Raw genomic sequence first — 20094 nt, 5'->3', positions numbered from 1 at the left:
CTAAGCGATGGGGAATGGACTACCACCCTCGCGCATAGAAACTAAGAGCCGCTTAGACCCTGGGAGGCAACCAGCTTAACCGCGTCAGCGCCGGAGCTAGTGCCCTTACAACGATCGGTGTCGCAATAATGATCGGTGGCAGATCCGAAATGATCAGGATGTAGATCGCTGTCCAGAAGGGTACAATCCCAACCAGATACATCCCGACGGCCACGATGGGGACCATAATCACGCCGCTGATCGTTGACCAGAGAACGATCTTTCCGACACCCACGTTCGGTTCTAGCAAGGCATTGATCATCAATCCTGGTATCAAGCCTTGGAGTCCACAGCCGATGCCATCTGTAACAGGAGACATCACATTGAAATAACCACCTAGAATAGCCCAGACTAACGTTCCCAGGTAGCCGGAGGCGAAACCTGTCCAAGGCCCAAAGAAGATGCCAATCACCTGGGGCATAAAGGCAAATATGCGCCAATGAAGAGCACCAGGGGCCAGAGGGATAGGGGCCGTGAGTAGCCAGGTGAGCCCTGTCAATGCTCCCCAAATGGCAAAGAAGATCAAATTGAGGGGAGTAATCCGCTTTGGAATCAACCCTCCACCTTCCATCTCTGTAGCCATCTTTACTGTCTCCTTTCATCCGCCCATTCGGGCATTTCTACATCAGTTGGCCGATACGATACGCGCTAAGGATCAACATACACCTGGGACCCTTTTCGACATCGCTAGCCAAACATAATGATCACCCCCTTTCCACCCTCTGTCCAGTAGTCGTGCCCTTTCCAGCCAAAGGGTGGCAAAATGATCATCTTGTACTTCTCAGAACGTAGGTGGTGTGTTCACCCATAGGATCACCGCATCCTTTTGCCCGCTGTTCTTCCAGCGGTGAGCAAGCGTACTGCGGAAGTACAAGCTGTCGCCGGGCTTCAATACATATCGTTCGGCTTCATCCAACCACATCTCCAGGCAACCTTCTAGCATGAAGAGAAATTCCTCACCCTCATGGGAGTATGAACCCTCGCTACCGCCTCCAGGCTTAACGGTGAAAAGTATCGGCTCCATCACGAACTCCGGGACGCCTACGAGTAGCTCCATCTTCACCGCCCGCTCTGAGGTTTCCAGAACGCGTCGCTCCTCAGCCCGAATCAAAGCAGCCCCAGCTACACTCAGCCCCTCAAAGAAATAGAGAAGGTTTTTCTGGTAAAAGACGGCCAGCTTCTGAAGTGTGGACACAGAGATCTTCGCTTTGGAGGTCTCAACGCGGCTGAGAAAGGTGATCGATAGACCTGTAAGCCTGGAAACATCGGCTAAGGTGAGCTTGCGCTCCGTGCGCAGGGTCCGCAGTTTAGCTCCAATGCCAGCGACATGAGCGGCCGTCGGCTCGACAGCAGGCAATGGTTCTCCCTCCTGCTTCAACGTGTGACGCACACCGGCCAGGTTCAACCCCTCTGCGCGGACAAGATACTTTATCTTCTTCAGGAGGTTAATGTCGTCAGGGGAATAAAGGCGGTGGTTACCGTTGCGGCGAGCGGGCTTAAGCAACCCCCTCTGCTCCCAGAGGCGCAATGTAGACTGACTTACACCCACCATTCTCCCCACCTCCCCGATGGTGAAGAATCCCACCGCCTGACCCTCCATCTGTAGATACCCTAATTATAACTAATCTTACTTACATTATACATAGATTTTGGACAAAAGTCAAGTACTTATGGCTCTGATTTTACCCTTTTTTAAGCCTTAGAAACTATGCGCCAGGCTACTTTTCTGGGGATATGAAGTGGAGATAATCGCGGATATCAGCTCGCAGCACGAGGGCCTCCAGGAGCTGCAAGGCGTAGACAGCATCGTTGAGGTCCAGCACTTCAACAGGGGAGTGGGCGTAGCGCCGAGGCACGGAGATGAAACCAGTGGGTATCCCTCCCGCCTGAGGGTGTATGCGGGCCGCATCGGTGGTCCAGTAGCCATACATGGCCGATAATTGATAGGGGATATGATGGGTCTCAGCGGTATCGATGATCAGCCGTTTGATGCCCGGGTGGGCCAAGGTGCCTACATAGGCTGGCCGCACTCCTTCTGCCAGTTGGATCACCGGGCCCTTTCCCAGAATGAGGGCGGGCTGGTCGGGTGGCCATACCGCTGGGGTATCATCAGACGGAACGGTGTCCACGACGATAGCGAAGTCCGGACGGAGGGTGATAGCGGCCATTTGGGCCCCGCTCATGGTCGTCTCCTCCTGCACTGTGACCACAGCGTGAAGGCTAAGCGGTAGCTCTTTTCCCGCCAGCAGCTGGAACAGGGCGATAAGTAGCGCGCAGCCGATGCGATTGTCGATGGCCTTGCCACAAACTCGGTCCGGATCCTTCATGCGGAAAAGCTCGCCGACGAAGGTCAGCGGATCGCCCTCGCGAATCCCCCAGCGACGGGCTTCCTCCTCACTATGAGCACCAACGTCTATGAAGAGCTCTGCTATAGTTTTGACCCGATCCTTGTCCGCGGGATCCTCCAGATAGGCTGTTTGCGCACCTATGACTCCGGGGACTTCCCCTCCGATCAAGACCCGACTGGCGGGCAAGATGCTATCGCTTACGAAACCCAGGATCTGGAAGCGGAGGTAGCCGTTGGGGAGTATGGTCCGCACTATGCCACCCACCTCATCAGCGTGGGCTACCAGCATCGCCCGTGGTCCCTGGGCGAACCCCTTGAGTGTGACTGTAAGGTTGCCCATGGGGTCAACCTGTACCTCGTCAGCCGACTCTGCGAAGGCACACTTCAAGTAGGTGACCACACCCTGTTCGGCTCCGGATACAGCTGGAATGCGTGTTAGCTCGTTTAGGAGATCATACAGATTCGCTTTCATCGCCTGTCCTCCTCTAGTGGACATTCATGGCCTCAGCCACGCCCCGCAATGCCTTCTCGAAACATTCCAGGGGCACAGGCACGATCCCTGCTCCCACTAGACCGTGGCCGGATTCCTTATGGGCGATACCGGTGTTGACCACTGGGGCTATGCCCGTCTCCACTACCCTGCGGATATCTATGCCGGTGGGGGTGCCACGAAAAGATAATGGTGGAAGCGCATAGTGAGGGTTCTCGCCCAACGTTATCTCATACATCTCTAAGGTAAAGCGCAGGGCATCCTCAGGGGTGCCGCCCACGAACTGGACGATAGCCGGGGCCGCGCCCATAGCGAAGGCACCAATACCAGCCGTTTCTGAGATAGCGCTGTCGCCTAGATCAGGATTGGCATCACCCTCAGAATAGCCAGGGAAGAAAAGGCCCAGGGGTATGGTGGCCGGGGCCGTGTACCAGCGCTCGCCGCTACAGCTCACCTGTATACCCACCTCCACCCCATTGCGGGCTACAACAGTGACTAGAGTGCTGTTGCTGAGCCCTGCAGCAGCGTGGAGGCTGGCTTTACAGGCAGCCATAGAGATGTTGAGGAAAAAGTGTTCCTGTTGGGACAGGAAATGCAGTACTTCTCGCAGGACCCCTCCCCGCAGGTTGACCGCCGCCAGGGCAGGGGCAAGCTCTTTGAAGAGCAGCGCCGTAGCTGCCAGGTCCCGATTATGACATTCATCTCCCATCTGTAGGGCTCGGGCGGTGATGCTCTTGACATTGATACCACCCAGATGCTTGATGGCTTTCTTCAGGGCTGGCGCCAGTGTTTGCTCCATCCACTTGAGTCGGGCCATTACTGCCTCATCATAAGCACCGAAGCGGAGGGTTCGGCCCCAACCTTCATTCAGGGTGGCGAAGGCCACATTGCCATAAGCCTCGTTGCGCACCACAACGACAGGCATAGAGGGAGAGATTATCCCGGCCATGGGTCCCACAGCATAGCGAGAATGACAGGGGGCGAGCTGCACCTGACCGCTGCCGGCTAGCGCCTTGGCCTCCTTGGGGTCACCGGCCAGTCCCTCATAAATGAGGGCACCGATGATGCCACCTCGCATGGGGCCGCACATATCCTCCCAGGCCACGAGTGGACCGGCGTGCAGGATGGTATGGTCGTCCATATCAGCCAGGGCCTGGCGGGCAGGTTGGACATCCACCCAGACGGGCTGGGACTCGCTGAGCCTCTGGAGGGCTATCCGGTTAGCCGCGGCCACGGCTGCGCCTGGTCCAGCATCATCGTCGGCCAAAAGAGCCACCAGACGGGCTAGATAGGCGTCCCCCCGCCCCGGCGGGCGCCAATCCAGAGGGAAGACCTCCGCTCCCCTCTGCCTGGCTCCGTCAGCAAAGGATCTCAGTCCGATGTTGATCAGCCGGGGTTTGTCGGATAGAAGTTGCTGCATTTTGGACATCCTCATACTCCGCCTGCCCCATCGTCGACAGCTATCGCCACCGCCAACCGCGCTGCCTGGGCACTGGTTGGAGCGATCACTGCACCTGCTCGTTGCAGTTTCTCTTTTTGGGCCAGGAACCCTTGCGGATCGTCGTCTGTTCCACAGATCGAGGCCACGATCGCCAACGAGCGGCCTTCAGCGCCGGCGCGATCTTTAGCGTCCGCAATGGCCGGCGCCAGTTCGCCCGCTGGATCTGGATGAGCACCATACCCTAAGATAACATCCAGCAATATGACCCTCACCTGAGGGTCTTGCCCAGCTCCCTTCAGATAGGCGAGACGTGTGCGGAAGTCAATCATAGGGTGAGGCCGCCCCACCGTGAACTCATCGCTGCCCAGATCCAGAATCAGATCGCTGGCTACTGGTCTGGAGGGCGACCAGGCCCATTCTGGCCTCAGGGGAACGTTAGAGTAAGGAATACGGCCCACCCGCTGCAGGATGAGCATGGCCTCATAGCAGAGAGTGCCCCCAGAGAATAGACCGCTAATATACCTCTGTTCCGGCGAGAACCCCCTACGCTGGGCAGCCGCTGTGTCCGAGAGGTCTTCCGACGGCAGTGGAGAGGTCATATCCCAGCCCTGACTCAGGCAGACGGCGAGCCAGGCTGCCTCCTCCAGAGTAGTAGCTGCCAAAGCGTCCCTGGCTTGAATATCGGCGGGGTCCCCGCCCAGGAAGCAGACTACTACGGAGATGCAGGCTGTGGCAATATGATCCAAGATGGCCGAGGCTACGCGGGGCTCAGGGGGCTTGGAAAGCAGGACCAGCACCTTCGTATCATCATCCTCCTGTAGAGCGTCGATGCCCATGCGCATGCTGATGCCCCCGATCTCCCCGTGTAGATCGCGGCTGCCTGTCCCAATAGCCTGGGAGACGCCCCCTCCCCAGTTGTGGATGAGGGAGGTCACCTCCTGTAGTCCACTGCCTGAGGCAGCCACCAGTCCTATAGTTCCCCGCCGTACGGCGTTAGCGAAGCCCAGGGGAACACCCCGAATAATAGCCGTGCCACAATCGGGCCCCATCACCAATAAATCAGACTCCTGAGCCCTTCGCTTCAGCATCAATTCGTCCTCCAGTGAGACGTTATCGCTGAAAAGGAAAACATGTAATCCCCTCTTTAAGGCCTTGAGGGCCTCGGCCGCAGCATACGGCCCTGGTGTGGAGATAGACACCAGATTGGCCTGAGGCCAGCGTCGTAAGGCACCATCCAGGTTGCGCGGCAGCACGGTCGCCATTCCTGTCTCCCGGGCAGGCACCTGAATGGTGACCAGGCGTTCCTCAGCACGTCTCAGCGCCTCCTCGGCTATGGTTGCTGATGTGGCTGCCACCACTATGACTAAGTCATTGGGTCCTGCCCTCTCTGCATCTGGCGTCAACAGCGATGTATTTTTCAATACTTCTTTGTTCTGCGGCGTGGCCATAAGGGCTGAGGCCACCTGCACTCCTTCCATTTGGGATATTTCTTGGGCCAGCCGCATAAGGAATACGGAGTCTTGATAAGTATCGTGCTTGATCAGATCTTTGACAGGCAATTTTATCTCTCCGGCATCATTAGGGCTTGATGGCCACGCGAATCACTTCGCCTCGCTTCTCCATGAAGAAACGTATCGCCTCGTCGGCACGCTCCAGGGGGAAAACATGAGTGATCATCTTCTCGATAGCATAGCGACGGCTGTTGATGAGGCGCGCCGCTACTTCCGTATCCCAGGATTGCCCTAACCCGCCCAGGATCTGCAACTCTTTGAAGACGATGAGATCAGTAATCAGGGACACTTTTTCGTAGCCACAGGTGCCGGTCAGTACGTATCGTCCTACAGGACGGGCCAGCTCCAGGCCCAGCTGCATCATCTCCGCCGCGCCGCTGCACTCCACCACTACGTCGGCCAGCTGTCCCCCCAGGATATCTGAGACAACTCCGATAGGATCCACTTCCCGTGCCAGGTCCACTAGATGATCTGCCCCGAATTCCCGGATTAGATCCCATTTGGCCGGGTTTCGGGTACGCCCGACAACGATCACTGGCGCTGCCCCAGACTCCTTAGCCGCGATAACCGTAGCCATCCCCTGCGCCCCTGGACCCACCACCACTACCGACTCCCCAAAACGCACTTTTCCCAAGGTGCGTATCCAGCGCACGCCATTGCCCAATACGGAGGTCATCACCCCAGCCTCCAAAGGTACCTGAGGGTCCAGCTTGTGAACCCTTGATCCGGGGGCACCGTACATATACTCAGCGTAGGCACCCCAGAGATAGGGAGGCTCAGCGCAGGAGATGTTGACGCCGTAGACGCTGGAGCGCTCGCAGAATTGATAGTATCCCGTGAGACAGTAGCGGCACTCCCCACAGAGGATATAAGGCTCCACATTGACTCGGTCGCCTACCTGGATGCCGTATCGTCGGGCAGCATGCTCTCCCACCTCCACTACCGTGCCCACCATCTCGTGGCCCAGAATCAAGGGATAGTGGGTTTTGACGTTACGGCCCTCATACTCTATGGGATCGCCACCACAGATAGAGACCAGCTCCACCTTGAGCAGAAAATCCCTATCCCCAATCTGGGGGAGAGGAAACTGGCGAAGTACCATCTTGCGGGGCGCTTCCAAAACGGCCGCCTTGGACTTGTTAGCCACCTCTGCTCTCTCCTGTAGCGGGTTGGGCGCACATCCGCTCAATGAGGAGCCTGGCCCTCTCGGTGTTGAAGACGCCACAGACGCAGGGCCGGGCCAGCTCCATCACAGCCTCAGCGGCGGTCATCCGGCCACGCTCCACCTGGCGCACCAGCCTCCGCACCAGATCGAAAGCCACCTGGCCATGCCCGCACATGGTACTGATCTCCAGTACCCAAGGCTCTGGAAGTAACCCTGTCTGTCCCCAAATGCCCAGGGAGTATTCCACAGTGTGGGGTTGCAATCCTGCCCGCTGGCAAGACTCAGCCACGGGTTCCACCAGCCCTGTCACCACTACCGATACCCCGAGATCGTCCTCCTTCAGCTCACGCAGTAGCGCTACTACCGGGTCAAGGTCTGTAAAAACAGCGTGGACGATGGAGACGTCCTGAATGCCATCCATAATCTCCTCAAGACTGTGAGTGAAGCGATTGCCCGTCTTCATATCACCAAAATTGATGGGGCTATGTTCCATAGCCATCTGCAGAAAGCGGCGAAGCTTAACAGCTGACCCCTTCTCGTTGATGCCTTTAGCCGACATGGCGAAGACGATATAATCGTTGGTCAGGTTCTCTGCCATTCCTTGGCGGTGTAAGGTGTGACTCATCCCTCACCTCTTTTAGCATAGAAATCAAAGGCTGGTCGCCCCAACCCGACGTTGGTCTTGCCATTAAGCGAGGGCTGTATGCCCAAAGCCATCAATATCCCTAGCGAGGGCTGTCTGCCATCCCGCTCCACCAGCCCACAGATGTTCAGGCTGAAGACCGTGCTGATCTCCTGGGCCACCTGCTGTATCACGGCCATGACTTCTGGTATTCCCCTCAAAGGGATATCGAACTCGATAATAGCTGATAGTACCCGTTCGTCCAGGATCTCAGGGTCGAAGGTGCCCCTATCCCTGTCAGTCATAAGCATAGTCAGGGGATTCTGGAGCTCGAAATCGATGTCTAAGGCAGCCAGGGCTTGGGTAACCCGCTGTATATCGTGGAAGCTGGTCGAGGTTCCCGGCCGCCCCATTTCCAGGGCCATCCCCACCACGCCCGGTCCATACCGTCCAGTGACATCGTTGGTCTTCATTTCCTCGGTGCCCCGACCGGGGATGCGCGTGTCCCGATGCACTACCAGGGGATTACTAAGGGCGCTGCGGATAGTGCGAGGCCAGGTAAGGGACTGTTGCACCAGGGCATCCTCGGGGCAGATGTCCACCCTCAAGCATGTGCCACACTCCACACAGCTATCCAGATCAATAACTATATTCTTGTTAACCTTGTCTACAACGATAGCCCCCACAGGGCAATAGGGCATACATTGGATACAACGGGTGCATTTATCTTGGTCGATGATCACAGGACTTCCTCCTAAACGATTATACGAAGCCACGTTCGATAAAGCGGCCACGTCCTATCTGACCCACGAACCGGCCTTTTTCGGCCACCACCTGGCCACGAGAGATGGTCATTTCCGGGCGGCCACGCATGGTCCAGCCCTCGAAGATGGTATATCCCCCCTCTCCCAAGTCCATCTCCTCGCCCCGCACGATGAACTCAGCCTGAGGGTCAATGATGTTGATATCAGCATCGTAACCCACAGCGATGACCCCCTTGTTGGGCACCCCGTAGATGCGAGCCGGGTTAGCGCAGAGCAACTCCACCAGCCTTGAGGGACTGATGCGCCCCTCGGCCACCCCCGTCGTGTAGAGATAAGGCAATAGTGTCGGCGTGCTGGCCACCCCTGGGGCTACATCCATATAACTGCTGGACTTGGGCTTGAGCTGGCGGGAGAAGCTATTGTGATCGGCTGCCACCACATCGATGCGTCCATCCACCACTCCCTGCCAGAGAGCCTCTCTATTTCCCGGAGGGCGCAGCGGTGGGGTCATGGTGTAGAGGACACCATCCTCCTGGCGGTAGACCTCAGCGGTGAAGGCCAGGTAATGGGGGCAGGTCTCAGCGTACACCCTGACGCCTTCCCATCGGGCAGCAGTGATAGCCCGCAATCCCTTCTCGGTAGAAACATGTACCAAGTAGAGCTTCACCCCGGTCTCTCGCGCCAGCGGGATGGCTTCCTGGAAGCAGATCTCCTCGCTGAAATCGGGGCGGCTGAGAGAATGGTAAATCATCTCTCGCTTCCCCTGACGATGATACATCTCGCGCAAGTACTCCACGATCTCATCGTGTTCGCCATGGATGGCCACGACACCATCCTTCTTACGAATCTCGGCCATAGCGGCGTAGAGGAAGCCCAGATCCACCGCGAAACCCCATCTCCTATAGGTCAGGAAAAACTTAAAGGAGGGCACCCCCATCTCCATAATAGAGGCTAGCTCCGACAGGGTCTCGTCCGAGGCGTCAGTTATGCCGGCGTGGAAGGAGAAATCGATGCCGGAGCCCTCCTTCGCCCGGGCGATGCGCCCCTCCAGCTCGCGACGCGCTGGCTGGCCCTGCTTCTGGATGGCGAAGTCGATAAAGGTAGTAACACCGCTACAGGCTGCCGCCCGAGGGCCGCTGACATAATCATCACAGGTACGGGCGGCATCAGGCCCTTGTCCTTGTTGCAGGTCGAAATGGGCGTGGGCATCGATGACGCCGGGCATGACCAGCTTGCCTGCGGCGTCGATGACCCCTTGGGCAGGCAACTCGGTGCTGCTAATCGTGGCGATGACTCCATTGCGGATGCCGATACTGGCCTGGAATTGGCCGTCAGCGTTGACTACCAGACCATTGTTAATGGCAAGATCGTACACCACTCATTCCTCACCAGATAGTCCAGCCGCCATCCACCACGAGGGTGTGGCCAACCACGAAGTCTGACTCATGGCTGGCCAGGAATAGGGCCGCATAGGCCACATCCTCTGGCTCTCCCAAGCGGGGCAGCAAGGTGCGGGAGAGATATTCCTGCAATATCTCCGGCGTCTCGCGGAAGGGCTTGGACATGGCCGTTTTGATCGTGCCCGGGGCTATAGCGTTGACATAGATCCCCTTGCGGGCGTAGTCCACCGCCAGTTGTCTAGTTAAGTTCTCCACCCCACCCTTGGAGGCACAGTAGGTGGTGGCTATGCCGGTACCCAGCAGCCCGTGGATGGAGGAGATGTTGATAATTTTCCCCCCGCCCTGCTTCAGCATCTCTGGGATCACCCGCCGGCAGGCGAGGAAATAGCCCTTCAGGTTTATGGAGAGCACATTGTCCCATTCCTCTTCAGAGACCTCAGTGATGGGGTTACGAACAAACACACCGGCGCTGTTCACCAGTATACTCACCTGGCCGTAAGTGTCCAGGGTGGTCTGCACCAGTCGATCGATATCTCCAGCCTTGCGTACATCAGTGCGGACGAAGATGGCCTGGCCTCCAGCCTGGGAGATAGCCTCGGCTGTAGTGGGTACTTCTGAAGGGAGTCGAGAGTGCTCCTGCAAGTCGGCTACCACCACCTTAGCCCCCTCACGGGAGAAGAGAATAGCAATGGCTCGGCCGATACCTGATGCCCCTCCAGTCACAATAGCGACATCGCCTTCTAATCGCATGGGAAACCTCCTTCACTAATAGATTGCTATCGAATTATCTGATCGTAGCGTGGCTGCATGTATTGGAAGCCGCCTAGGGCTCCCAGCACAATTGTCATTACAATCACAAAGCCTAGTAGTGCAAGGCCAGACCGTGTCCACTGGAATGGATTTATGTAGGAGCGGCCAGAATACAGGCCGAATCCGCGACTCTCCATAGCCATAGCAGCCGTCTCAGCCTTGCGCATACCGCTGGCCAGTACCGGAAAGAGGTAACGCATCCAGCGCTCGGCCACGCTGCTAACGCCCGAGCCAAGCGGTACGCCACGGATAGTGTGCGCGTCGCGTACCTTGCGCACCTCATCGTTGATGAGTGGCAGGAACCGCAGCGCAACCAGCACGGCAAAGCCAAAGCGATACGGCACACCCAACTTGATCAGCCCAACCACGAAGTCCTTGGGCTTGGTGGTCCACAGATACAATAACGCCGCGCAACCAATGCTCGACATGCGAAACAGGAATATTCCGGCATTATACAAGCCCCAGTTCGTGATCCGGATGGGTCCTAAGACTAGATAGGCATTGCCCTCGGGATGTCCCAACAGTTGGAAAAAGAACACGAAGGAACCAAATATGATGAAGATGGCAAAAGTGAAGAAGACGGTGAGCGGTTCAACGCGGACCAAAAAAAGGGCAATCCCAAATAGCAACAGCAAGTAGAGGGCAAGTTGCCATGGCGTTTGGAACATGTACAGCGCAAAGCTAATCACGATCACCACAAATAACTTGCTCAAGGCATCCATATCGTGGACCGGTGAGTCCTTACGCAGGTAATGCAACGCAATGTGATCGGTTATTCTCATGACAGATTACTCCTCTCTGTACTAAATTAACACAATCTGGTCTACGAGCTCCTGGACAGTGCGCGTGTGAGGGTGAATATCCTTGCCTAGAGTCCTTAGGTGCCTGATTAGGCGTTGTAGATGTGGCTCCCTAAGGGTTACGTCCCGTTGATCCCCAAGATGGGCGAACATGTCCTCAGGTGGGCCTTGGTACAGCACCCTACCCGAGTTTAGAATCAACACATCTTCGACGTATTCCTCTATCAAACGCATCTGGTGGGTGATAATGAGTACAGTCACACCCCGGTCAAGCTGGGCTTGAACTAGTTTCATGATATTACGAACGTGGTTGCGATCCTGACCATAGGTGGGCTCATCCAGAATCAGGAGTTCGGGGTGCGAAACCAGCATAACAGCTACGCTTAGACGGCGCTTCTCACCGCCGCTAAGCCCAAAGGGGTGTCGATGTTCAAGGTGCTTGAGCTTCAGCAAAGTCAACATTTCATCAACACCGGACTGAATCTCCTCAGGCGACTTACCCAGCACCTCAAGGCTATAGGCGATCTCATCGCGTACAGTGTCGCGTACGAACTGGTGCTCGGGATTCTGAAAAACAAAACCCATACGTCGCGCCAACTGGTCGACGTTCATATCTTTGACACTCTCGCCTCGAAATGTTAATTGACCTTCTCTGAGTCTTTGCAGGCCAACTATGATAGAAGCAAGTGTGCTCTTGCCAGCCCCATTGGGACCCAGGATGCCGGTCAGACTTCTGTCCTTGACCTTAAATGAGATGTCGTACAAAGCATTGGTCCCGTCGGGATAGGTGAAGGCCAAGTTGGTACCTTCTAAAATGTAGCCTCCATTCCCCTCACGAGGGCGTATCAAAGGCTCAAATCTGGTGGGGTCAAAGCTGAATGTCTTATATTTCTCAAGGGCTTCTTCAACCGTAAGCGGCACCACACCATTGGCAACACCCCTCTTCCTACGAAGGGCCATCTCAACCTCTACGAGTTCTGGCACCCAGATACCCATTTCTTCCGCCAACGCAGCGCCGTACTTATCGAGCACTTCACGCGGTTCGCCGCAAGCGAAAACAGCTCCATCATCAAGCACGATCAGCTTAGTCGCCAGATGAATGAACTCATCCAGCCAGTGGGTGGCCAGAATGACCGTTCGCCCTTCCTCACGTAAGTGCTTCAACACATTCAACACCTCAGCGGTGCCGACTGGATCAAGGTTGGCCGTCGGGTCATCAAGAACCAGGACCTTGGAGTCGATCGCCAGCACTGAACTGATCGCCAGCCTCTGCTGCTGTCCACCGGATAGCTCGTAGACATATCGGTCATGCGTGTTTGGCAGACCAACATAATGCAGTGCTGAGTCGACGCGCCTGAGGATCTCTGCACGTTCGAGCTTAAAGTTCTCGGGACCGAAGGCAACCTCATCCAGAACAAACACGCTAGTAAGCTGGCTTTCTGGATCCTGAAACACCATGCTGATATGTTCAGCCATCCTGGCGATTTCATGCTCCGCTACATCAAGCCCGTTGACTACAATGCGCCCAGAAAGCTGGCCACCCTTTACTTTGGGGATGATACCGTTAAGAGTTTGTAACAGTGTGCTCTTGCCAGACCCTGAAGGGCCAACCAATAATACGAATTCGCCATCTTCAACGGTCAGGTTGATGTCCTTCAGAACTTGCAAGTCCGTGCCCGGGTAACTGTAGTTCAGTCCACTTATTTCGATTACAACACTCAAAATGACCCCCTTCTAGTGACACAAAAACCCTTCCTGCCTCCGCCCCAACGCTTGGGGCAGGCAATACCGATCGCAGCCAGAGATCATCCTCCCCAGCTCAACAAAGTATCTCGCAGTGTAGCACAACTTGGTGGGAGGGCCACCACGCTACGCTTTTCTAAGACCCCTCGTCCACGAATCACGGCGTGGCGCACCCTCCCCCCACGACGTTTGTGCCGACCATTCTACTGCTGACTGACAGGTATCGAAAGGTGCCTGCAACCGAGAGGCGACTACGCGCTCTGCCGCATGATGTTTGCGATTAGACCGGTGCGCTCCAGTCCCTTGGCCAGCAGCCAAGCAGGCAAGCCAGCTTCGATAATGCCGGCCACGAGAGCGATGCCCACGGAGGCAATATACGGGCCAGTGGTCGGATCCCATCTGAAGAACACGATGAACATCAGCTGTGAGCCAACACTGGCCATCCCACCCGCCAGCAACATGATGGGCAAGGTGAAGTTGCGATAGAGCGTACTCGCGAAGACGACCTCCGCGCCGAGGCCCTGTGCAGCTCCAAACGGGAACAGGATGATCCCCGCTGGGTTGCCTGCCAGAAACTGCGTTGTCACATTAATCATCATGGTTAGCGTGGCTGCAAGGGGGCGGCGAACGATATAGCCACCCAAGACCTGACTGATCTGCACAAACCCGCCGAGCAGGCCGGCGAATAGTGGCCCCAGCAGCGCCCCACCCCACTGAGGCAGCGCTCCGAAGAACACGTTGGCGACCCCAAACACCACACCTAGAACAGCCAGTAGCACGATTTCCGCTACCGAATAACGGAACGATATTCTCCTTTCCCCTGAAGGCGTCCTTGACATATCATACCTCCTTGTCGAAATGGATCGTCAAGACTTTAGTTGACCCCGCGTTGTCAGTCTCTCATACTTCCTCGTCGTAATCATATTATGATTGGAAAATCACCCACCCACCTATCGATTTAATCTCTTTCTATCCCACCCCCTTTCTCCCTTCCTCCTGCACTTCTTTGACCGATATCACCAGCCCTACCAAGGGGAACGACCGATGACATCGGGGCAGAAGGCCATAACAGGGCCTCCAACCATACCACGATAACCAACCACTCATGGAGAACGCATTTCCAAGATCTCCCGCTTGACATCCTGCAGATGTATCAGCATAGCCTCGATGGCCCCTTTCGCATCGCGCCGTTGAATGGCCCGCAGGATCTCCCAATGTTCACTCAAGGACTTGAGGGGACGACCAGGCAATTCGAAAATGGCGCTACGGCTGTGCGCGATGGCTTCAGTGATGCTATTGGTCAGACCGATGAGGAAGGCGTTCTGGGTGGACTGGCTGAGCAGACCGTGAAAGCGGGCGTCTAGCTGAGTTACACCTTTCAGGTCCTCTTCTTGCGCACACCGCTGCATTTCGCTCAGACAGGACTCCATGGCTTCGATCTGAGCGGGCGTAGCCCTTTCGGCGGCCAGCTGGGCCGCCTTGGATTCTATGGCCTCTCGGACATCCAGGACATCCATAACTTCCTGCTTGTGTTCCAAGAGCCAGAGGGCAAGGGAGGAGGCGACCGAGGATAAGGGGGTAACACTGTGCACAAAGGTGCCGCGGCCGGGGATAGTTTTCAGCATGCCTATGGCCTCAAGGGTACGAACCCCCTCGCGGAGGGCGGTGCGGCTGACCTCCAATTGATTTACCAGCTCTCGTTGGGCAGGGAGCTGGTCGCCGATTTTGAGTTCGCCCTCTTTTATGAGTTCCAGGATCTGCCGGGCTGCGCTATCAGAGAGTCGCACATTGGGTACTGGCCGAAACAAGGCATCCCCCTATGGGATTCGATACTGGTATGTTAGTCATACCAGTATTATATCATAGAAACCCTCAATCGTCAATACAGTTGCCGAAGAGATTGACAATGGGGAGGAATTTATGCTATACTACTGGTATGACCAACATACCAGTCGCAAGAGAGGGGACATATTGAACACTTTCAGCCATGCCGCCCTCTGGGAAGAGATCGATAACATCGTCGCCTCAGCACGCCATCTTCGCTCCAATGAAACGGCTTTGAATCGCCTCGCCGCAGATTTCCGCTCCGTTACCCAAGGTAGCCTGCGCCCTCCCTTTTGGATTGACCCGGCCAGGCACCCGGGCACCGTACCAGCCACGAACGATGCCGACACCCTTCAGTTCCTCTTCGTTGTCTCAACCCAGAGCTTCGTCATCTGGACACGTAGCCAGGACGGCGACGTGGTGGCCTGGCAGGCCCAGGTTGGTGGTGTGCCCAGGTGGGGTTTCGAGGCCATATGCGCCTGTCACATGTGGGCGTTGGCTGAGGGCATGCCAGTGCTGGACGCTGACTACCTGGCGCAGATCAGCAGCAGCGACGTGGAACATTTATACCGCGACGAAGCCACTGGCACCACCACTATTCAGATGGTCGGCTCTCGTCTGGACAAGTACCGCGAGACCGGACGTGTCCTTCGTGAGCTCTTCGGTGGGCAGGTGATCAACCTCCTCCATCAGGCTGGTGGTCAGCTCTTTCGCCCTGATGGTCAAGGGCTGATCCAAATCATGCTGACGCACTTCCCGCTGAGCTTCGGCGACTGGCCCTTTGCCAAACTCCCCATGATTTTCACCAAGATGCTCGTGGAGCGGCGGGATATCGGTCTCGAAACCTCCGCCGAGTACGCGGCAGTTACCGACTTCGCCGACTTAGACCACCTGGAAGGGGCGGCCGACTATTATATCCCCTTCTTCTTCATGCGCCTGGGGGTGCTGGAGCCAGATCAGGTGCTAGCTGACACACTGGTGGCACGGAGCCTTATCCCGCCGGGGTCGAGCATGGAGCGGGAGTTCCGCGCTTTTACCGTGTGGGTCTTCCGCGCCCTGCACCAGCGCACTGGCTTCCCCATGGCGCTGCTGGATTCGTTGTGTTGGTTGGCCGGCGCTGCTGGCTGCCGGCCTTGTCATAGCGGCGCCTCAGACACCGAGGTGGCTTGCACCTACCGGCCAAGCTGTCGCGCTTTTACCCGTGACAACGCGCTTATGTCTTTGCGGTGGCCACTGGTGCTCACCACCCGCTACTGAGGTCTGGTCTCGGTGGAAACACTACTTTTTCGACGATGGTCGTGTCGCTCTCCTGCGGGAGACTAGTTGCGGTTACCCACCGCAGTATACAAGGAGGTACAATAAATGGGAGTCAACAACGAAGAAGAGTCGTCCGGTTCCCGCCTCATCAGTCGGCGTGAGATGCTGAAGTTAACCCTGGCCGGAGCCGCTGGCCTGGCTGCTGCGGCCTGCGCCGGCCCTCCAGCACCCACACCGCCAACGCCCACACCGACCCGCGCACCAGCCGTGCCGCTCAAGAAAGAGGTCATCGTCGTCCATATGGCCTCGAAACCCCACCTGGATCCGGCAATGGGTCTTATGATCCACGTCTTTAACCCCGCACAGAACCTTATGGATACCCTCTCTCACCTGGATCACGACTTGAAGGTGCTGCCACGCCTGGCCATTTCCTGGAAACCGCTAGACGACCTGACCTGGGAGGTCAAACTCCGGGAGGGGGTGAAGTTTCACGACGGCCGGACCTGTGATGCCGCGGCGGCCAAGGCAAGCTTTGACTACATGACGGATAAGGAAACGCCTGCCCGAACCTTCTTTGCCAACTGGGAGAGCTTGGAGGTAGTCAATCCTTCGACCATCAAAGTCAAGACCAAAAAGCCGGAGCCCTATTTCCCTAACGTTCTAACCCGGTTCTGGGTCTTCCCCCCAGACATCCTCCAGGTGAAGAAGGAATTCGGCGCTAAGCCCGTAGGTACCGGCCCGTATAAGCTGGTGGAATACGTGCGGGGTGAGCGCGTCACGCTGGAGGTCAACCCGAACTACTGGGGTCCTAAGCCAGCCATTGAGCGTGTGATCTTCAAAGCAGCACCTGAAGCGTCGGCCCGCGTGGCCATGCTCCAGGCCGGGCAGGCAGACATCATCGTCAACGTTCCGGTGGAACAGGCCAAGATTATCGAGGCCAGTGAGAAACTGCGCCTGGCCACGGTCGCCAGCCTGCGCCGTATCCCCATCATGATTGATGGGCGCAAGGGGCCACCTCTCAGCGACAAGCGTGTTCGCCAGGCAATGAACTACGCCGTCGACAAGGAGACCATCGTCAAAACCATCCTGGGTGGCTATGCCGTCGTGGCACCGGCAACCATCTCGCCGCTAATTGAGGGATATAACCCCAACGTCAAGCCTTATCCCTACGACCCGGACAAGGCCAAGGCTCTTCTGAAGGAGGCCGGCTGGGGGGACGGTTTCGCGGTCGACTTCCATCACCCGACAGGCCGCTGGATGAAGGACGTGGAGGTGGCCCAGGCCATCGGGAGCCAGCTGGGCAAGGTGGGTATCAAGACTAGTCTCTTGACGGCCGAGTATAGCACGTTTTTTGGCACTTGGTCCAAGGGTGAGTACTCGGGCATGAGCATGATTGGTACCACCAACCCTGATGGTGCGCCCTATTCTATGTATAGGCTTTTTCTGTACTCCAAGGGGCCATGGCCATTCTCTGTGACCGATCCCAAGCTGGACGCCATGATCGAGCAGGCAGAGGCCACGATGGATCGTGACAAGCGCGTCAAGCTCTACCAGGAGATGGAGGTCTTCGTCCAGGACCTGGCGCCATGGATCTTCACCCACGACCAGAAGGACATCTATGGGGTGAACAAGGCGCTCAAGTGGAAGCCAACCCCCCATGAGCTCATCTATCTTTGGGATGCTTCCTTCTAGGGAGCTGGCTTCGGCGGTTTAAGTTCATAGCCGCTCGGTGTTTCCCACCGGCCCAGGGCAATAGTTAGCCTTTGGTCCGGTGGGAGACCCCCGCGATGGGGCGAGGGCGGTCATGCAGGGGTCAAGGATGGGTAGATATCTGGCCCAGCGCCTAGTGTACTCGCTGGTCACGTTGCTGGTTGTGTCCATGGTTGTCTTTGTGGTCACGCGGCTTTCGGGTGACCCGGTGCGTCTTATGCTTCCCATAGAGGCCACCCAGGCTGATGTGGAAGAGTTCCGCCACCGGCTTGGGCTCGACCGCCCTCTACTTGTGCAGTACGGGGACTTTCTGTGGAAGGCCATGCGGGGTGATCTGGGCGAGTCGCTCCGCTTCCATCAGCCAGCGCTAACAGTGATCGTGGAGCGCCTGCCGGCCACCGCTCAGCTGGCCCTAGCCGCCATCCTATTCGCCCTGATCATAGCCTTCCCCGCTGGTATCATCTCTGCGACCAAGCAGGGCTCGCTGCTGGACCATGCGGTGCGCGGCATCGCCCTGTTAGGGCAGGCACTGCCCGCTTACTGGGTGGGCATCATGCTGATCATCGTCTTCGCCGTTCAGCTGCATTGGCTGCCAGCTGCCGGGGGTGGCAGCCTGAAGCACCTGGTTCTTCCAGGCGTCACACTTGGCCTGTGGCCAACAGCGCGCATCTCCCGCGTGTTGCGCTCGAGCATGCTGGAAGTACTCGGACAAGACTATGTCCGTACTGCCCGAGGCAAGGGGCTGAGGGAACGGAGCGTCATCCTGGCCCATGCCATGCGCAACGCTCTCTTGCCAGTGATCACGGTCATCGGGTTAAGTTTTGGGCTTATCCTGGGTGGGGCCATCATCACCGAGACGGTCTTCGCCTGGCCGGGCGTGGGACGGCTGCTATTGGACGCCGTCTATCAGCGTGACTATCCGCTGGTGCAGGCAATCGTGCTGTTCTTCGCTACCATCTTCCTGATCATCAACCTGGTAGTCGATCTCCTCTACGCCTATCTCGATCCGAGGATCCGACTTGGGTAGCATGCCGATCAACGGGATATCCGCACAAACCGCTTCTATCTCAGTAGTAGCCTGGGAGCGCCCGGTGCGCCAGCGCGGCCTGGTCGGGCAGGTAGCCAGGCGCCTAGCACGCGACTGGCCAGCCTTAGGCTCCCTGTTGATCCTGGCTGTGATCATAGCGATAGCTGTTCTTGCACCCCTTGTAGCACCCCATGACCCGCTGGAGCAGGACCTGGCACACCGCCTGTTGCCACCCTTCTGGCAAGAGGGTGCTCAGAGGGCCTTTCTCCTGGGCACTGACCAGCTGGGACGCGATATCCTCAGTCGTATTATCTGGGGTGCACAGGTCTCGCTCCTGGTCGGCTTCGCTGCTGTCGCCGTCTCTGGCTTCCTGGGGCTTGTTGCTGGGACAGTGAGCGGCTACTTCGGAGGTTGGGCCGATCAGATCCTCATGCGTCTGGCTGATGGACAGCTGGCCATCCCATTCATCCTACTGGTCATCGCCGTTGTCAGTGTGGTTGGCCCCGGCATACGGAACGTGATCGCTGTTATCGGTGTGACTGGGTGGGTGGTGTACGCCCGTGTGATTCGCTCTGAGGTGCTCTCACTGCGAGAGCGGGAGTTCGTGCTGGCAGCCCGCGCCGCTGGTGCCTCGGACAGGCGCATCCTGACTGTCCACGTACTACCCAATGTCCTGGGTATCCTGGCCGTTGTGGCTTCCATTGAGGTGGCCAATGTCATCCTGCTGGAGTCCGCTCTGGGCTTCCTGGGGCTGGGCGTGCAGCCGCCCACAGCCAGCTGGGGCAATATGCTAGGGGAGGGGCGGGACTACTTAACGACCTCGTGGTGGCTGGCTACCTGGCCAGGACTTGCCCTGGCCATCACCGCTTTAAGCATTAACGTGCTGGGTGACTTTCTGCGTGATGCCCTCGACCCGCGACTGGCCGGTCGCCTCTAGTCCTCAGGGGAAGGCTTAAGGCAGTTACACACGCTCTGCGACTGTTGGCGGGGACGGCAAACTTCACCTCGGTCGCACCTTCGGTGGCGACAATGACCCTTGTCTTACTGGGAATCATTGCCCAAGCGATTCCCCAATATTGCCCCTTTCGGTTTATAAGTCGGTTCGGCTGCTTGACAGCGAGATGACGCTATCATATAGTGATGA

The 20094-nt window shown here is 57.3% G+C and carries 18 protein-coding genes; 4 read left to right on the top strand and 14 right to left on the bottom strand.

Translation table 11 applies throughout. The features are described 5' to 3' along the window. Positions 1-52: 52 nt before the first annotated feature. From M1136_07710 to M1136_07645, 14 genes are all read right to left on the bottom strand, one after another. On the bottom strand, positions 53-622 hold the full coding sequence (locus M1136_07710; protein ID MCL5075521.1) for a histidine kinase: 570 nt from the start codon (positions 620-622) through the stop codon (positions 53-55). 198 nt (positions 623-820) lie between these two features. Then, positions 821-1639, bottom strand: coding sequence for a MerR family transcriptional regulator (locus tag M1136_07705; GenBank protein ID MCL5075520.1), 819 nt, complete (start codon positions 1637-1639; stop codon positions 821-823). A gap of 118 nt (positions 1640-1757) precedes the next feature. Continuing rightward, on the bottom strand, positions 1758-2858 hold the full coding sequence (locus tag M1136_07700; GenBank protein MCL5075519.1) for a M42 family peptidase: 1101 nt from the start codon (positions 2856-2858) through the stop codon (positions 1758-1760). A 13-nt stretch (positions 2859-2871) separates the two neighbouring features. Then, positions 2872-4305: a DUF1116 domain-containing protein gene (locus M1136_07695; GenBank protein ID MCL5075518.1), complete on the bottom strand. Its 1434-nt coding sequence runs from the start codon at positions 4303-4305 to the stop codon at positions 2872-2874. Positions 4306-4307: 2 nt separating this feature from the next. Continuing rightward, positions 4308-5876 carry an acyl-CoA synthetase FdrA gene (fdrA, locus tag M1136_07690; GenBank protein ID MCL5075517.1) on the bottom strand — a complete coding sequence of 523 codons (1569 nt, stop codon included), beginning with the start codon at positions 5874-5876 and terminating at the stop codon, positions 4308-4310. 19 nt (positions 5877-5895) lie between these two features. Further along, positions 5896-6975 (bottom strand): zinc-binding dehydrogenase, encoded by a 1080-nt coding sequence (locus tag M1136_07685; protein MCL5075516.1) that lies wholly within the window; start codon positions 6973-6975, stop codon positions 5896-5898. Next, positions 6968-7618, bottom strand: a complete 651-nt coding sequence (locus M1136_07680; protein ID MCL5075515.1) for a hypothetical protein — start codon at positions 7616-7618, stop codon at positions 6968-6970. The genes M1136_07685 and M1136_07680 overlap by 8 nt, the downstream gene beginning before the upstream one ends. Beyond that, positions 7615-8358: a 4Fe-4S binding protein gene (locus tag M1136_07675; protein MCL5075514.1), complete on the bottom strand. Its 744-nt coding sequence runs from the start codon at positions 8356-8358 to the stop codon at positions 7615-7617. Before M1136_07675 ends, M1136_07680 begins: the two co-directional genes overlap by 4 nt. 19 nt (positions 8359-8377) lie before the next feature. Next, complete coding sequence (locus M1136_07670; GenBank protein MCL5075513.1) at positions 8378-9757, bottom strand: amidohydrolase family protein; 1380 nt, start codon at positions 9755-9757, stop codon at positions 8378-8380. Positions 9758-9764: 7 nt separating this feature from the next. After that, on the bottom strand, positions 9765-10529 hold the full coding sequence (locus M1136_07665; GenBank protein ID MCL5075512.1) for an SDR family oxidoreductase: 765 nt from the start codon (positions 10527-10529) through the stop codon (positions 9765-9767). A gap of 26 nt (positions 10530-10555) precedes the next feature. Next, positions 10556-11371 carry an energy-coupling factor transporter transmembrane protein EcfT gene (locus M1136_07660; protein MCL5075511.1) on the bottom strand — a complete coding sequence of 272 codons (816 nt, stop codon included), beginning with the start codon at positions 11369-11371 and terminating at the stop codon, positions 10556-10558. A gap of 21 nt (positions 11372-11392) precedes the next feature. Then, on the bottom strand, positions 11393-13111 hold the full coding sequence (locus tag M1136_07655; protein MCL5075510.1) for an energy-coupling factor transporter ATPase: 1719 nt from the start codon (positions 13109-13111) through the stop codon (positions 11393-11395). Between the two features lie 272 nt (positions 13112-13383). Then, on the bottom strand, positions 13384-13971 hold the full coding sequence (locus tag M1136_07650; GenBank protein ID MCL5075509.1) for an ECF transporter S component: 588 nt from the start codon (positions 13969-13971) through the stop codon (positions 13384-13386). Between the two features lie 264 nt (positions 13972-14235). Continuing rightward, positions 14236-14940, bottom strand: a complete 705-nt coding sequence (locus M1136_07645; protein ID MCL5075508.1) for a FadR family transcriptional regulator — start codon at positions 14938-14940, stop codon at positions 14236-14238. Positions 14941-15052: 112 nt separating this feature from the next. On the opposite strand from M1136_07645, the gene M1136_07640 reads away from it, so the two are divergent. The 4 genes from M1136_07640 (at position 15053) to M1136_07625 (ending at position 19887) form a co-directional block, all read left to right on the top strand. Beyond that, entirely contained in the window at positions 15053-16213 is a 1161-nt protein-coding gene (locus M1136_07640; protein ID MCL5075507.1) for a queuosine salvage family protein, read from the top strand. Between the two features lie 105 nt (positions 16214-16318). Continuing rightward, on the top strand, positions 16319-17905 hold the full coding sequence (locus M1136_07635) for an ABC transporter substrate-binding protein (GenBank protein ID MCL5075506.1): 1587 nt from the start codon (positions 16319-16321) through the stop codon (positions 17903-17905). A 127-nt stretch (positions 17906-18032) separates the two neighbouring features. Then, the gene (locus M1136_07630; protein ID MCL5075505.1) at positions 18033-18950 is read left to right on the top strand and encodes an ABC transporter permease; all 918 of its coding nucleotides are present in this window, start codon (positions 18033-18035) and stop codon (positions 18948-18950) included. A gap of 64 nt (positions 18951-19014) precedes the next feature. Continuing rightward, on the top strand, positions 19015-19887 hold the full coding sequence (locus M1136_07625) for an ABC transporter permease (GenBank protein ID MCL5075504.1): 873 nt from the start codon (positions 19015-19017) through the stop codon (positions 19885-19887). The last annotated feature ends 207 nt before the right edge of the window (positions 19888-20094 follow it).

Source organism: Chloroflexota bacterium, from assembly GCA_023475225.1.
Lineage (GTDB): Bacteria > Chloroflexota > UBA6077 > FW602-bin22 > JAMCVK01 > JAMCVK01.
The sequence above is the reverse complement of the archived record's forward strand: the minus strand, read 5'-3'. Positions and strand labels throughout refer to the sequence as shown.